The following is a 14,468-nucleotide window of genomic DNA, read 5'->3' on the forward strand; positions in this document are numbered from 1 at the left end:
GGCCCCGAATCACCGGGTCCGAATCACCGGGTCCGAGGGGTTCCGACCCTAGGATGACGCGATATGCCCGACACCCCCCGATGGCGGCGCCCTACCGCCGTGCCGTGCGCGATCGCGGTGCTCGGCGCCGTCCTGTCCGGGTGCGGCGGGTCGTCCGGGCCGGTGACGCTGACCGTCCTCGGCGCGTCGTCCCTGACCGACGTGATGGACGAGCTGGGCGCGACCTACCAGCAGCGGCTCCCGCAGGTGCGGATCCGGACCGTCTACGGCGGCTCGCAGGAGATGGCCGCGAAGGTCGGCGACCACGAGCCCGCCGACGTGCTCGTCACCGCGGACGAGACGTCCATGAAGGAGGCCGCGCGGTACCTGGCGGGACGGTCCCGGATCGTCGCGCACAACTCGCTGGCCATCGCCGTCCGGCCGGGGAACCCGAAGCGGCTGCGGACGCCCGCCGACCTGGCCCGGCCGGGACTGAAGGTGGTGACGGGCGGCCCGATCGTCCCGGTCGGGCGGTACGCGCAGCAGCTGTTCGCGCGCGCCGGGGTGACCGTCCGGACGTCCTCGCAGGAGATCAGCGCGCGGGCGGTGCTGGACCGGGTCCGGGCCCGGGAGGCGGACGCGGGCGTGGTGTACGTCACCGACCTCCGCTCCGCCGGTGTGGCGGTGGGCAGCGTGCCCATCCCGACGGCGGAGAACGTCACCGCGTCCTATCCGGCGGCGGCGCTGCGCGGCGGGCACGTGAAGCAGGCTGAGGCGTTCGTCTCATGGCTGACATCTCCGGCCGCTCGTTCGTTGTTCGGAAAGTACGGGTTCGCCGCTCCCGCGGCGGGCGGATGACGCCTCGCGACCACCGATCCGGCGGCCGGGCGGCACTCCCCCGCGACGGCCGCGAAGGGCCCGTCGCGGCCGTCCGCAGACCGGGCGGCGGCACCCGGCGGGCCGGTTTCCAGGCCCTCCGACCAGGGAAGATCTTGTTCGCCTCCGCTTCGGGGGCGCACTGAACACGCAGGGGAGCGAAGGTGCCGTCGAAGCCAGCGGAGACGCCGCCAGGCCGGCCGGACCGCAACGGTCCGGAAGGACGGCCCGAACAGCGGCAGCCCGACCGGAGGCAGTCGGTACCGCCGCGTGACAAGCCCGACCAGCCGTGGCGCGCCGAGGGCGTGAAGCACCCGCCGGAGAAGAAGAACGGCGACGACAAGAACGGCAAGGGCGGCGGGTTCAAGCCCGGCCGCAACACCTACGTCTTCTGGCTGCTGCTCCTGCTCGTCTTCGCGCTGAGCTACACGTCCATGAACATCGCGGGCCAGAAGGAACGCGCCGACATCCCCTACACCGCGTTCGCCCAGCAGGTGTCGCAGGGCAACGTGAAGGACGTCTACACCAAGGGCTTCGAGATCCAGGGCAAGCTCAAGCAGGCCCAGCAGCTCCCCGGCCAGAGCGACGCGAAGAAGACCTACTCCGACTTCCGGACGCTGCGCCCCGAGTTCGCCAACGACAACATCTACAACGAGATGGTCGCCAAGGGCGTGGTCGTCGAGGCCAAGCCGGTGAACCAGAACCGCGGGTTCCTGGCGAACCTGCTGCTCTCGCTGCTGCCCACGCTGCTGTTCGTCGGCCTGTGGATCGGCCTGATGGTGTGGTTCCAGCGCCGGATGACCGGCGGCGGGCGCGGCGGCGGCATGCTCGGCGGGTTCGGCCGCTCCCCCAAGCCCGTCACCCCGGACGAGAAGCGCGCCACGTTCGCCGACGTCGCCGGGATCGACGAGGTAGAGGGCGAGTTGGAGGACGTCGTCGACTTCCTCAAGGACCCCGAGAAGTACCGCCGGATGGGCGCCCGCGCCCCGCGCGGCGTGCTGCTGACCGGCGCGCCCGGCACCGGCAAGACGCTGCTCGCCCGCGCCGTCGCCGGCGAGGCCGACGTGCCGTTCTACTCGGCCGCCGCGTCGGAGTTCATCGAGATGGTCGTCGGCGTCGGCGCGGCCCGCGTCCGCGAGCTGTTCACCGAGGCCCGCAAGACCGCGCCGTCCATCATCTTCATCGACGAGATCGACACGATCGGCCGCACCCGCAGCTCGTCCGCCAGCATGGGCGGGCACGACGAGCGCGAGCAGACGCTGAACCAGATCCTCACCGAGATGGACGGCTTCTCCGGCTCCGAGGGCGTCGTGGTGATCGCCGCGACCAACCGTCCGGACATCCTCGACCCGGCGCTCCTGCGCCCCGGCCGCTTCGACCGCCAGATCACCGTGTCCCCGCCCGACCTGGACGGCCGCGTCGCGATCCTCAAGGTGCACGTCCGGGACGTCCCGCTCGCGCCCGAGGTCGACCTCACCGAGCTCGCCAAGATGACCCCCGGCATGACCGGCGCGGAGCTGGCGAACCTGGTGAACGAGGCGGCCCTCATGGCCGTGAAGCGCAACCACACCGCCACCGACAACTCCGACTTCGCGACGGCCCTGGAGAAGATCCAGCTCGGCACCCGCCGCTCCCTGGTGATGCCCGAGGAGGAGCGCCGCCGCACCTCGTTCCACGAGTCCGGCCACGCCCTGCTCGGCATGCTCTACCCGGGCGCCGACCCCGTCCGCAAGATCACGATCGTCCCGCACGGCCGCGCGCTCGGCGTCACCGTCTCCACCCCCGACAGCGACCGCTACGCCTACGACGAGCGCTACCTGCGCGGCCGCATCATCGGCGCCCTCGGCGGCATGGCCGCCGAGGAGCTGGTCTTCGGCGTGATCACCACCGGCGCCGAGAGCGACCTGCAGCAGGTCACCCGCATCGCCCGCGGCATGGTCGGCCGCTGGGGCATGTCCCCCCGAGTCGGCCCCCTGTCCGTCCTCCCCCCGGACGGCGGCGACCCCGCGGCCCAGTACGCCGCCCAGGGCACCCTGGACGCCGTCGACGAGGAGGCGCGCCGCATCGTCGACGAGTGCTACCAGGAAGCCCTCCGCACCCTCAGCGACAACCGGGACAGACTGGACGCCCTGGCCACCACCCTCCTGGAAGCCGAAACCCTCGACGAACCCGCCGCCTACGCCGCCGCCGGCCTCCCCCGCACCACCCCCGCAGACGCCTAGCGCGGTCAGCGGACGTGATCGAACGAAATGGGTACGCTGAGTCACAGACACCCCCACGATGACGGGAGCCGAGCGTGAGGGAGGAATCACCCCAAGTGAGCGTCATGGCTGTCGTACACCGTCATCAGCGGCTTCCAGCGGACCCTTATCAGCTCTGGTTGAGCGATGAGCTGGGCGACATCCTCGACATTCCCCACGATGGCACCCGTGTCGAGATCGTCGGTGGGGAGATCGTCGTGTCACCAGGGCCGGACTTTGCGCACAATCTGATCGTCAGTGACCTTCAGGATGCGTTCGCCGCCGCGAAAGCCGTCGGCCAGGCCCTCGGCTGGCGGTGTGTCCAGACCCAGGACGTCAATCTCAGCGAGATCCATGAGGGCTACATCCCCGACCTGTGCGTCATGTCCCAAGCAGACGTTCGCAGGGCAAAAGACCGGAGATCGACGAAGATCCTTCCGGATGAGCTGACCCTCGCCGTCGAGGTGACCTCCCGCTCGAACTTCGCTGAGGACCGTGAGCCCGGTCCTCGGCGTCAGCGACCGAATAAATGGAACGGGTACGCGCGCACAGGCATCCCCTTCTATCTCATTGTGGATCGCGACCCACAGGTGATGTCCAGCACCCTCTTCACTGAACCGAATCCGGCCGGTCTTTACGAGCAGTCCGTGAGCTGGAAGTTCGGGGAGCCCATCCAGCTCCCCGCGCCCTTCGGGCTCACCGTCCCGACCGACGATTGGGAAGCCTGGGACTAGCTCGCGATTGGGCGGGGGACGCCTACGGGGTTGGGAAAAGGCAGGTCGCCGGAAGCTGCTACAGCTTGGGCCAGGGGTTCCAGGGCCTTCGCCAGTTCTTCTGGCGCGTTCAGGGGCTGGAGGGGGCGGGCTGCCAAGGCGTCCGTGCGGGTCTCGATGTGGGACTTGAGGCGGCGCGCTTCTTCGGTGGGTTGGGCTTCGGGGGTGAGGAGTCCTCGGGCTTTCAGGCGGTGTTCGGCGGCTTGCCATTCGGCGTCGGGCCAGGCTCGGGATTGCTTGAGCCAGTCGCCTGGGGAGTTTTCGCTGGTGGCGGCGGCGAGGATGTTGGCTTCGCAGCCGTCCAGGCCCTCGGCGGTCAGGATCGCGACGTGGCCGTCGCCGCGTTCTTCGCGGAGGGCCGTCGCGCCTTGCCAGAGGGCGGCTACCGGGTCGTCGGGCCAGGCGAGGGCCTGGTTGGCGGCGAAGAGGGGGCGGCCGGAGGGGTCGGCCTCGCGGACGATGCGTTCGATCAGGGGGTTGGCGAGCTTGGCGGCTTCGTCGGCTTCGGGGGTTATGCGGCGTAGGGCGGTGGCGGCGGCTTCGGCTCGGGCCTCCACGATGCGTGCCGGGCCGGCGAACGTCCAGGCGTCGGGGACGGCGCGGCGGACGCGGTCGGGGTGGAAGCCGTGGAAGGCGGCTGTGACCACGCCGGGTGACACGGCGCCCATGGGGGCGGCGCGGGTGCCGAAGTAGCCCATCCAGTAGCCGCGCAGGCCGATGCGCTTGTTCGCCTCGATGCACTCCGGGGCGAAGTAGGTGATGGCGTGCACGGGCTCGAAGAGCGTCCAGAGACGCCGGGGCAGCGATTCGCTCACGCGGACATTCTGCTCCGGCGGGATCAGAGCGTCGAAGGCAGGAGGCCGTCCCGCATCATGGCGAGGGCGTCCGAATGCCCCTGGAGGGCGCTGAGGACGGTTTCAGGGGGCGATGCGTAGATGGTGGGGTAATCGGTCTCACCGGCGGACGCGTCGGTCTCGTAGGCGAGCCTGTCCTCGGACGCGGAGAACTCCAGGTTCACGCCGCGCGGGTCGAGGCGGACCCAGCGGTCGTCGGCGAGGACGGCCGTCAGCCCGTGCAGGAAGTAGCGGTCGCCGTCGCGGAGTCGCTGGTAGCAGAGGCCCGCCTGGATGCCGCCCGCGCGCAGCAGGGCCGTGAGGGCGATGGCCTGGGCGTGGCAGAAGCCCGTTCCGTGCTCCAGGACGTCCGAGGCGCGCCAGGTGACGCGCGGGTCCGGGACGTCCGCCGGGTGGGTCACGTTGTCGCGGACGTACTCGAACGCCAGCCGCGCGTAGGTGAGGTCGTCGCCGGTGCGCAGCTCGGAGGCGATCGACTGGACGAGCGGGTGCTCGACGTCGACCGCCTCATCCGCGCCGAGGTACTCCCAGGGCTCGGCCGCGAAGGTCAGGACGGGCGTCACAGGCCGAGCAGGGACTCGATGCCGACGGTGAGCGGGTCCGGCAGGTCGGCGACGCGGCGGACGCCGAGCACGACGCCCGGCATGAACGACTCGCGGTTCATCGAGTCGTGCCGGATCGTGAAGGTCTCGCCGTGCCCGCCGAGCAGCACCTCCTGGTGCGCGATCAGCCCGGCCAGCCGGACGGCGTGCACCCGGACGCCCTCGACGTCCGCGCCGCGCGCGCCCGGGATCTCCTGGCTGGTGGCGTCCGGGGACGCGCCGGAGCCGGCCTCCGCGCGGGCGGCGGCGACCAGCTCGGCGGTGCGGCGCGCGGTGCCGGACGGCGCGTCCGCCTTGTTCGGGTGGTGCAGCTCGACGATCTCGACCGACTCGAAGAACGGCGCGGCCTTGGCGGCGAAGTTCATCATCAGGACGGCGCCGATGCCGAAGTTCGGCGCGATCAGCACGTTCGCGCCGGGCGTCTCGGCCTGCCAGGCGCGGACGGCGTCCAGCCGGGACGCGTCGAACCCGGTCGTCCCGACGACGGCGTGGATGCCGTTGGCGACCAGGTAGCGGAGGTTGCCCATGACCACGTCGGGGTGGGTGAAGTCGACGACGACCTGGGCGCCCGCCTTGGCCAGCCCGTCGAGCGCGTCGCCCTGGTCGAGGGACGCGACCAGCTCCAGGCCGTCCGCGTTCTCGACGGCCCGGCACACCTCGGAGCCCATCCGCCCGCGCGCGCCCAGCACCCCAACCCTGATCACGATGTTCCTCCAGGTCTCTCAGGTCGCCCGAGCCTATCGCGGGCCCGCGGTCACTCCTCGCCGGAGGTGACGAGCAGGCTGAGCAGCCAGCTGACGACGCCGACGATGATGGCGCCCCAGAACGCCGCCCAGAACCCGTCCACGTGGAACGGCAGGTGCAGCTTCCCGGCGATCCAGCTGGTCAGCAGCATCAGCAGCGCGTTCACGACCAGCGCGAACAGCCCGAGCGTCAGCACGTAGAAGGCGCAGCCCAGGACCTGGACGACCGGCTTGATGAACGCGTTCACCACGCCGAAGATCACCGCGACGCCGAGCAGGGTGAACGCCTGCTTGGCGCCGTTCGCCGCGGTGATGTGGATGCCGTGCACGAACGCGGCCGCGACCCAGAGCGCGACCGCGCAGATCACGGTCCTGAGCAGGAATCTCATGCCCGTTCACTACCCGATCATGAACGGTCGGTAACGGCACGGATCCGTGGCGTGCAGGGCTAGACGACAAGCCCGGTCAGAGCGGTACGCCCGGTCAGAGCGAGAAGTCGGCGTTCTCGAACGGGCCGATGACGGTCAGGGCCTGCGGGCGGGCGAGCACGTCCGCGGCGACCGCGCGCACGTCGTCCGGGGTGACGGCCTCGATCCGGGCCAGCACCTCGTCCACCGCGAGCAGCGACTCGTAGACCAGCTCGCTCTTGCCGATCCGGGACATCCGGGAGCCGGTGTCCTCCAGGCCGAGCACCATGCCGCCGCGGAGCTGGCCCTTGCCGCGCTCCAGCTCCTCGTCGGTGATCCCGCCGGTCAGCACCCGGTCGATCTCCTCGCGGCAGATCGCCAGCACCTCCTCGGCCTTGCCGGGCTGGCAGCCCGCGTACACGCCGAAGATGCCGCTGTCGGCGTACTGCGAGGTGAAGCTGTAGACCGAGTAGGCGAGGCCGCGCTTCTCCCGGATCTCCTGGAACAGCCGGGACGACATGCCGCCGCCGAGCGCCGCGTTCAGCACGCCGAGCGCGAACCGGCGGTCGTCGGTGCGCCGCACGCCCTCGCAGCCGAGCACGATGTGCGCCTGCTCGGTGTCCTTGTCCAGCACGCGGACGGTCGGGTCGACGGGGATGTCCGGCCCGCCGACGCGCGGCGCGGCCGGGGACGGCGCGTCCGTCGCCGACAGGTACGGCGTCCAGGCGGCCTCGACCAGCCGGACGACCTCGTCGTGGTCGATGTTGCCCGCGACCGACACCACCAGGTCGGACGGCCGGTAGTGGTCGCGGTAGTAGGCGTGGATCCGGTCCCGGGACAGCGCGTTGATCGACTCCTCGGTGCCGAGGATCGGCCGGCCGAGCGGGACGTCGCCGTACAGCGCGAGCGAGAACTCGTCGTGGATCAGGTCGCCCGGGTCGTCGTCGCGCATGTGGATCTCTTCGAGGATCACCCCGCGCTCGGCCTCGACGTCCTCGGGCCGGTTCACCGACGCGGCGACCATGTCGGACACCACGTCCACCGCCAGCGGCAGGTCGCTGTCCAGGACCCGCGCGTAGTAGCAGGTGTACTCCTTGGCGGTGAAGGCGTTCAGGTCGCCGCCGACCGCGTCGACCGCCGCCGAGATCTCCAGCGCGGAGCGCTTCTTCGTGCCCTTGAACAGCACGTGCTCCAGGTAGTGGCTGGCGCCCGCGTCCGCGACCGCCTCGTCCCGCGAGCCGACCCCGGCCCAGATGCCGAACGCGGCCGAGCGGACCGTCGGCAGCGTCTCGGTGATCACCCGCAGCCCGCCGGGGAGCACGGTCCGCCGGACGGCGCCCTCCCCCTCGGACACGGTGTCGGTGCGGCCGGACGCGGCGTTGCGTCCGGGCTCGGGCAGGCTGGTCACGGGGCGGATCTCCCAGGGGTCGAACGGACCGGCCGGCCCGTCCCGGTCATCGCTGACAAGGACGGGCCGGCCGGATCGGAGGGTGTGCGTGCGATCAGGAGTTGCGGCTGTCGTCGCCCGTCGGGCGGCGGGTGCGACGGCGGCGCGGGGCGCGCTTGTCGTCGTCCCCGTCGCCGGCGGCCGGGCGCGGCGCGAACGCGGCGTCCGCGTCGTGCGCCTTGGCCGGCTCGCCCGCGCCCTCGCGGTCGGCGGCCTCGCGCTCCACGACCTCGACCGGGACCAGCGACAGCTTGCCGCGCTGGTCGATCTCGGTGACCTCGACCTGGATCTTCTCGCCGACCGAGATGACGTCCTCGACGTTCTCGATCCGCTGGCCGCCGTGCAGCTTGCGGATCTGCGAGACGTGCAGCAGGCCGTCCTTGCCGGGCAGCAGCGACACGAACGCGCCGAACGTCGTGGTCTTCACGACCGTACCGAGGAACCGCTCGCCGACCTCGGGCATGTGCGGGTTGGCGATCGCGTTGATCGCCTGCCGCGCCGCCTCGGCGGACGGGCCGTCGGTCGCGCCGACGTAGATGGTGCCGTCGTCCTCGATCGTGATGTCCGCGCCGGTGTCGTCCTGGATCGAGTTGATCATCTTGCCCTTCGGGCCGATGACCTCGCCGATCTTGTCCACCGGGACCTTGATCGTGATGATCCGCGGCGCGAACGGCGACATCTCCGACGGACCCTCGATGGCCTCGGCCATCACGTCCAGGATCGCCAGCCGGGCGCCCTTGGCCTGGCGCAGCGCGGCGGCCAGCACCGAGGCGGGGATGCCGTCGAGCTTGGTGTCCAGCTGCAGCGCGGTGATCACGTCGCGGGTGCCGGCGACCTTGAAGTCCATGTCGCCGAACGCGTCCTCGGCGCCGAGGATGTCGGTCAGGGTGACGTACTCGCCGCCCTCGTGGATCAGGCCCATCGCGATGCCCGCGACCATCTGCTTCAGCGGCACGCCCGCGTCCAGCAGCGACATCGTGGACGCGCAGACCGAGCCCATCGAGGTCGAGCCGTTGGAGCCGAGCGCCTCCGACACCTGCCGGATGGCGTACGGGAACTCCTCGCGCGTCGGCAGCACCGGGATCAGGGCGCGCTCGGCGAGCGCGCCGTGCCCGATCTCGCGCCGCTTCGGCGAGCCGACCCGGCCGGTCTCACCGGTCGAGTAGGGCGGGAAGTTGTAGTTGTGCATGTAGCGCTTGGTGCGCTCGGGGTTCAGCGTGTCGATCATCTGCTCCATGCGGAGCATGTTCAGCGTGGTGACGCCGAGGATCTGCGTCTCGCCGCGCTCGAACAGCGCCGAGCCGTGCACCCGCGGGATCACGTGCGCCTCGGCCGACAGCTGCCGGATGTCCTTGACGCCGCGGCCGTCGATGCGCAGGCCGTCGCTGATGACCCGCTCGCGGACGAGCTTCTTGGTCAGCGCGCGGAAGGCGGCGGAGATCTCCTTCTCGCGGCCCTCGAAGTCGGTGCCGAGCTTCTCGGCCGCCTCGGCCTTGAGCTCGTCCAGCCGCGCCTCGCGGGTCTGCTTGTCGGCGATGGTCAGCGCCTCGGCCAGCTCGGTGCGGACCGCGGCGGTGACGGCGTCGAGCACGTCGTCCTGGTAGTCCAGGAAGATCGGGTACTCGGCGGTCGGCTTGGCGGCGGTCTCGGCGAGCGCGCTCTGCGCCTCGCACAGCACCTTGATGAACGGCTTGGCGGCCTCCAGGCCCTGCGCCACCGTCTCCTCGGTCGGGGCGGTCGCGCCCTCGCCGACGAGCTTCAGGGTGCCGGCGGTGGACTCGGCCTCGACCATCATGATCGCGACGTCGCCGTCGTCCAGCAGCCGGCCCGCGACGACCATGTCGAACGTCGCGCGCTCCAGCTCGGAGTGGCGCGGGAAGCCGACCCACTGGCCGTCGATCAGCGCGACGCGGACGCCGCCGATCGGGCCGGAGAACGGCAGCCCGGCGAGCTGGGTGGACATGGACGCGGCGTTGATCGCGACCACGTCGTACAGGTCGTCGGGGTTCAGCGCGAGGATGGTGCCGACGATCTGGATCTCGTTGCGCAGGCCCTTCTTGAAGGACGGGCGCAGCGGGCGGTCGATCAGGCGGCAGGTGAGGATGGCGTCCTCGGAGGGACGGCCCTCGCGGCGGAAGAACGAGCCGGGGATGCGCCCGGCGGCGTACATCCGCTCCTCGATGTCCACGGTGAGCGGGAAGAAGTCCAGGTTGTCCTTGGGCTTCTTCGACGCGGTGGTGGCCGACAGGACCATGGTCTCGTCGTCCAGGTAGGCGACGGCGCTGCCGGCCGCCTGGCGGGCCAGCCGGCCCGTCTCGAACCTGATGGTGCGCTTGCCGAACTCGCCGTTGTCGATCACGGCCTCGGCGATCGTCGCGCCCTCGATGCGCGGAGCTTCGGTCACGGGAAACCTCCTGTTTCCGGTTGACGTCGCCTCGCGGTCGTTTCCCGTTGTGCTGACAGGCGGTGCCGGTCTTCGATCGAAGCGCCCGGATCGGGGCCGCGGCGCGGCGGCGATCCGGAGGCCACTACCGAGGACCGGCCGCAGCAGCGGTGTCCGCGAGGCTTCCTTCGGTGGCCGGCCAGGTAGGCCGGCCGGACCGGCCGGTCGGGACGACCGGCCGGGGGTGCCCCCGGGAACTGTCATGCCCAGGAACCGGGGGTCGTATGGGGGTTCTTACGCGAGGAGGGAGTGGCCCTTGGCGGGCCACTCCCCCTCGTGCACCGCTATCGGCGCAGGCCGAGCCGCTCGATCAGCGAGCGGTAGCGGTTGATGTCCTTGTTCTGCAGGTACTTCAGCAGACGGCGGCGGCGGCCGACCAGCAGGAGCAGACCACGGCGGCTGTGGTGGTCGTGCTTGTGCTCCTTGAGGTGCTCGGTCAGGTCGTTGATCCGCTTCGTCAGCAGCGCGACCTGGACTTCCGGGGAACCGGTGTCACCCTCAGTGGTCGCGTACTCGGAAATGATCTTGTTCTTGGTGGCGGTGTCGAGCGACACGTGGCTCCTTCTGTGTTCTCGTCATCCGCAGGCCCCGGGCCGACCGGGGTCCGCATGATGCGTCAGGGCTGCGTACGCGGGCCGCATGAGGGTGCAGCCCACCGCGCCGGGACCTCGTCCCGGCGACTATCCACCGTACCACGCCCCGGACGGGCGCTGTCACGGACCGGCGCCGCTGGGTGATCACCTCTCCGGAACCCCCGCGGACACGCGGATTCCGGCGCCCGGACCGGTCTCCCGGAACGGATTCAGGACCGGAAGCCGCCCGGAACGGATCCGGGACCCGGACGGGTTCAGGACTCGGACGGGTTCAGGACGCGGCGGCCGTCGGGTTCAGGACTCGGCGGCGGTGAGGTCGCGGGAGCGGGCGACGTCGCGGTGCATCTCCTCGATCAGCGCCTCGATCGAGTCGAACTTGAGCGTGTCGCGGATCCGGGCGAGGAAGTCGACGGCCATGTGCTCGCCGTAGAGGTCCAGGTCGTCCCGGTCGAGGGCGTAGGCCTCGACGGTGCGCTCGGCGCCCTCGAAGGTCGGGTTGGTGCCGATGGAGATCGCGGCGGGCCAGCGGAAGTCCGGGAACCGGTCGGTGTCGGCGACCAGCCAGCCCGCGTACACGCCGTCCTTGGGGATGGCCGCGTGCGGCGGCGTCTCCAGGTTGGCGGTCGGGAAGCCGAGCGCCCGGCCGCGCTGGTGGCCGCGCACGACGATGCCCTCCACCCGGTGCGGGCGGCCGAGCGCGCGGGCGGCGGCCGCGACGTCGCCGTCCTCCAGCGCCGCGCGGACGCGCGTGGAGCTGACGACCTCGGCGCCTTCCGCGGCCTCGGTCTCGGTGGGGGCGGTGTCGGCGGTGTCGGTCACCAGCGGCATCCCTTCGGCGGTGAAGTCGTACTTGGCGCCCAGCTCGGTCAGCAGCGCGACGTCGCCGCGGGCGCGGTGGCCGAAGCGGAAGTCCGCTCCGACGATCACGTGCTCCGCGCGCAGGCCGTCCACCAGGACGCGCCGGACGAACTCGTCGGCGGCCTCCTGGGACTGCTCGGCGGTGAACGGCAGCACCAGCACCGCGTCCACGCCGAGCCCGCCGAGCAGCTCGGCCCGGCGGCCTGTGGTGGTCAGCAGCGGCGGGTGGCCGCCCGGCCGGACGACCCCGTCCGGATGCGGGTCGAAGGTGACCGCGACCGAGCGCAGGCCGCGCTCGCGGGCCAGCTCGGCGGCGGCGCGGACGATCCGCCCGTGCCCCCGGTGCACCCCGTCGAACACGCCGGCGGTCACCACCGACCGCCCCCAGTCGGCGGGAACCTCGTCGAGGCCATGCCAGACCCGCACCATGCTCTCCCTGCGTCGGACCGCCTGCCGCTTCCGTCTCGCCCCAAGGGTGCCATGCGCCGCCGGGTGCGCGGTCCGCCGGGTCCTTGCTTCGGACGGGCCCGGGCACGTGATCACGGCGGGTAGCGTCTGCGGGGTGACCGTGCGAAGCCCAGGCAGCGCGCGGGACGCCCGCGGCGGAGGCGTCCCGCTGGCCGGCACGCGCCCGCGCGGCCCGGTGATCGCGCTCCTCGCGCTGGCCGTCGCCGCGCTGCTGGCCGGGCACCGCGCCGTCCCCGGCGCCCCCGGGACGCTGCTCGACACCGCCCTCCCCTGGATCGGCCTTCCGGTGCCGCTGCTCATCGCGGTCGCGATGTACCGGCGCGCGTGGACGGGCCTGGCCGTCGCCCTCGTCCCCCTCGCGGTCTGGCTCGCCCTGTTCGGCCTCGCGTTCGTGCCGGGCACCTCCTCTGCGCGGCATGACCTGCGCGTCGTCAGCCAGAACCTCTACGCCGACAACAAGGACCCGCGCGCCACCGTCGACCGGCTGATCAAGTCGAACGCGGACCTGATAGCCGTCCAGGAGTTCCGGGACGGCCCGTTCGAGCGGAAGCTCGACGCCGCCTACCCGTACGCCGCCCGGCGCGGCACGGTCGCGCTGTGGGGCAAGGTCCCGCTGCGCGGCAGCCAGGTCGTCGACCTCGGGCTCGGCTGGCCGCGCGCGATCCGGGTGACGGCCGAGACCTCGCGCGGGCCGGTCGCGGTCTACGTCGCGCACGCGGGGTCGGCGCGTCCGGGCGCGACCCGCAAGCGGGACGTCAGCGTGAACAAGCTGGCCGCCGCGATCAAGGCCGACCCGGCGAAGCGGATCGTGCTGCTCGGTGACCTGAACACCGCGAGCACGGACCGGGAGCTCGGACGCCTGGTGCCGATGCTCCACGAGGCCCAGCTCACCGCGGGCACCGGGCTCGGTTTCACCTGGCCGTCCTCGTTCCCGGTCACCCGGCCCGACCACGTCCTGTACCGGGGCGTGAAGGCGAAGGCCGCGAAGACGCTGCACACCCCGGGCAGCGACCACCGGGCCGTCCAGGCGGACTTCAGTCTCGACTCGTGAACCCCCATGGGACGATGTCCCCACCCATGTCCGAGCCTGCCTTGCCCATCTCGCGCACCGCCCGTGCGGTGGTGTTCGCGACCGTCTGCCTGGCGCTGACCGTCGCGGGTCACGCGTACTCGGCGGGCGTTCCGGTGCCGCCGGTGGCGGTCGGGTTCGGGTTCCTGCTGGTCACGGGGTTCGCGGCGGTGCTCGCCGGGGCCGAGCGGTCCTACCCCACGATCCTCGGCGGGTTGCTCGGCGCGCAGTTCGGGCTGCATGTCCTGTTCGTCCAGGCCACAGACGGGACCGTCCACCATGGCCTGGGGCATGCCGAGCATTTCCGGCATGCTCATGGCGGGACGTCGATGACGCTCGCACACGGGCTCGCCGCGCTGATCATGGCCTTCTGGCTGCGGCGCGGCGAGGCTGCGGCCTGGTCGCTGGCCCGCCGGATCGCGGCCGCCGCCCGTCCGCCCCGGCTCGTCCTGCCGGACGTCCGGGTGCCCGCGCGGCCGGTCCTGCGTCCGATGGCGCGCGTCCTGCCCGCGCGGACGGCGCCGCTGCGCCACTCGGTCTCGCGGCGCGGGCCGCCCCCGGCGCTCTCCATCGCCTGATCACCTTTCCGTTTCACCAGTTCACGTGGAGAGTTCTCGCATGCGCGCCATCGTTGCGCTCGGCCTGGCCGGGGTCCTGCTCGGCACCGCCGCCTGTTCCGGTGCGTCCGGATCGGACGCACCGGCAGCGGCCGAAAAGCCCGCCCCGCAAGGCCCGTACAAGTCCACCCGGCTGCCCTCGTCCTACCGGATTCCGGACGTCGTGCTGACCGACCAGGACGGCCGTCCGTACGACCTCGCCGGCACCGGCCAGGGCAAGATCACGATACTGTTCTTCGGCTACACGCACTGCCCCGACATCTGCCCGACCACCATGGCGGACGCGGCGGGCGCGATGAGCCTGCTGTCCCCCGCCGAGAAGGCGCGGACGCGCGTGGTCTTCGTCACCGCCGACCCGGCCCGCGACAAGCCGAAGGTGCTGAAGGGCTTCCTCGGCAAGTTCGACACTTCGTTCGTCGGGCTGACCGGTCCCTACGATGAGATCAAGAAGGCGGCCGCGGACGCGAAGACGCCGATCAGCCCGCCGCCCGCGGACGCC

Annotated in this window: 14 protein-coding genes; 6 read left to right on the top strand and 8 right to left on the bottom strand. The window is 71.8% G+C overall.

Annotated elements, in window-relative coordinates; genetic code table 11:
- Nucleotides 1–63 precede the first annotated feature (63 nt).
- The 3 genes from modA (at nucleotide 64) to FHU30_RS45640 (ending at nucleotide 3,829) form a co-directional block, all read left to right on the top strand.
- Nucleotides 64–837 (top strand): molybdate ABC transporter substrate-binding protein, encoded by a 774-nt coding sequence (modA, locus tag FHU30_RS45630; RefSeq protein ID WP_253883982.1) that lies wholly within the window; start codon nucleotides 64–66, stop codon nucleotides 835–837.
- A 182-nt stretch (nucleotides 838–1,019) separates the two neighbouring features.
- A complete protein-coding gene (gene ftsH, locus FHU30_RS45635) occupies nucleotides 1,020–3,077 on the top strand; it encodes an ATP-dependent zinc metalloprotease FtsH (RefSeq protein WP_253883983.1) in 2,058 nt (685 codons plus the stop codon).
- 158 nt (nucleotides 3,078–3,235) lie between these two features.
- Nucleotides 3,236–3,829, top strand: coding sequence for a Uma2 family endonuclease (locus FHU30_RS45640; protein WP_253883984.1), 594 nt, complete (start codon nucleotides 3,236–3,238; stop codon nucleotides 3,827–3,829).
- On the opposite strand, the gene FHU30_RS45645 is transcribed toward FHU30_RS45640, so the two are convergent.
- From FHU30_RS45645 to FHU30_RS45680, 8 genes are all read right to left on the bottom strand, one after another.
- Nucleotides 3,826–4,683: an SCO6745 family protein gene (locus FHU30_RS45645; protein ID WP_253883985.1), complete on the bottom strand. Its 858-nt coding sequence runs from the start codon at nucleotides 4,681–4,683 to the stop codon at nucleotides 3,826–3,828. The genes FHU30_RS45640 and FHU30_RS45645 overlap by 4 nt on opposite strands.
- Nucleotides 4,684–4,706: 23 nt before the next feature.
- The gene (locus tag FHU30_RS45650) at nucleotides 4,707–5,285 is read right to left on the bottom strand and encodes a transglutaminase-like domain-containing protein (protein WP_253883986.1); all 579 of its coding nucleotides are present in this window, start codon (nucleotides 5,283–5,285) and stop codon (nucleotides 4,707–4,709) included.
- On the bottom strand, nucleotides 5,282–6,028 hold the full coding sequence (gene dapB, locus FHU30_RS45655; RefSeq protein ID WP_253883987.1) for a 4-hydroxy-tetrahydrodipicolinate reductase: 747 nt from the start codon (nucleotides 6,026–6,028) through the stop codon (nucleotides 5,282–5,284). The genes FHU30_RS45650 and dapB overlap by 4 nt, the downstream gene beginning before the upstream one ends.
- A 50-nt stretch (nucleotides 6,029–6,078) precedes the next feature.
- Nucleotides 6,079–6,456, bottom strand: coding sequence for a phage holin family protein (locus FHU30_RS45660; protein ID WP_253883988.1), 378 nt, complete (start codon nucleotides 6,454–6,456; stop codon nucleotides 6,079–6,081).
- Between the two features lie 94 nt (nucleotides 6,457–6,550).
- A complete protein-coding gene (locus FHU30_RS45665; RefSeq protein ID WP_253883993.1) occupies nucleotides 6,551–7,873 on the bottom strand; it encodes a M16 family metallopeptidase in 1,323 nt (440 codons plus the stop codon).
- Nucleotides 7,874–7,976: 103 nt separating this feature from the next.
- On the bottom strand, nucleotides 7,977–10,307 hold the full coding sequence (locus FHU30_RS45670) for a polyribonucleotide nucleotidyltransferase (RefSeq protein ID WP_253883994.1): 2,331 nt from the start codon (nucleotides 10,305–10,307) through the stop codon (nucleotides 7,977–7,979).
- 341 nt (nucleotides 10,308–10,648) lie between these two features.
- Nucleotides 10,649–10,918: a 30S ribosomal protein S15 gene (gene rpsO, locus FHU30_RS45675; RefSeq protein ID WP_117361272.1), complete on the bottom strand. Its 270-nt coding sequence runs from the start codon at nucleotides 10,916–10,918 to the stop codon at nucleotides 10,649–10,651.
- A gap of 333 nt (nucleotides 10,919–11,251) precedes the next feature.
- Entirely contained in the window at nucleotides 11,252–12,244 is a 993-nt protein-coding gene (locus FHU30_RS45680; RefSeq protein WP_253883989.1) for a bifunctional riboflavin kinase/FAD synthetase, read from the bottom strand.
- Between the two features lie 133 nt (nucleotides 12,245–12,377).
- Here FHU30_RS45680 and FHU30_RS45685 point away from each other — a divergent pair, with 133 nt between their 5' ends.
- The 3 genes from FHU30_RS45685 to FHU30_RS45695 form a co-directional block, all read left to right on the top strand.
- Nucleotides 12,378–13,334, top strand: coding sequence for an endonuclease/exonuclease/phosphatase family protein (locus FHU30_RS45685; protein WP_253883990.1), 957 nt, complete (start codon nucleotides 12,378–12,380; stop codon nucleotides 13,332–13,334).
- A 26-nt stretch (nucleotides 13,335–13,360) separates the two neighbouring features.
- Nucleotides 13,361–13,930 carry a hypothetical protein gene (locus FHU30_RS45690; RefSeq protein ID WP_253883991.1) on the top strand — a complete coding sequence of 190 codons (570 nt, stop codon included), beginning with the start codon at nucleotides 13,361–13,363 and terminating at the stop codon, nucleotides 13,928–13,930.
- A gap of 40 nt (nucleotides 13,931–13,970) precedes the next feature.
- The coding region (locus FHU30_RS45695; protein ID WP_253883992.1) for an SCO family protein at nucleotides 13,971–14,468 on the top strand (498 nt) is incomplete at its 3' end.

It is taken from the genome of Actinomadura rupiterrae, from assembly GCF_024172125.1.
Taxonomy (GTDB): Bacteria; Actinomycetota; Actinomycetes; order Streptosporangiales; family Streptosporangiaceae; genus Spirillospora; species Spirillospora rupiterrae.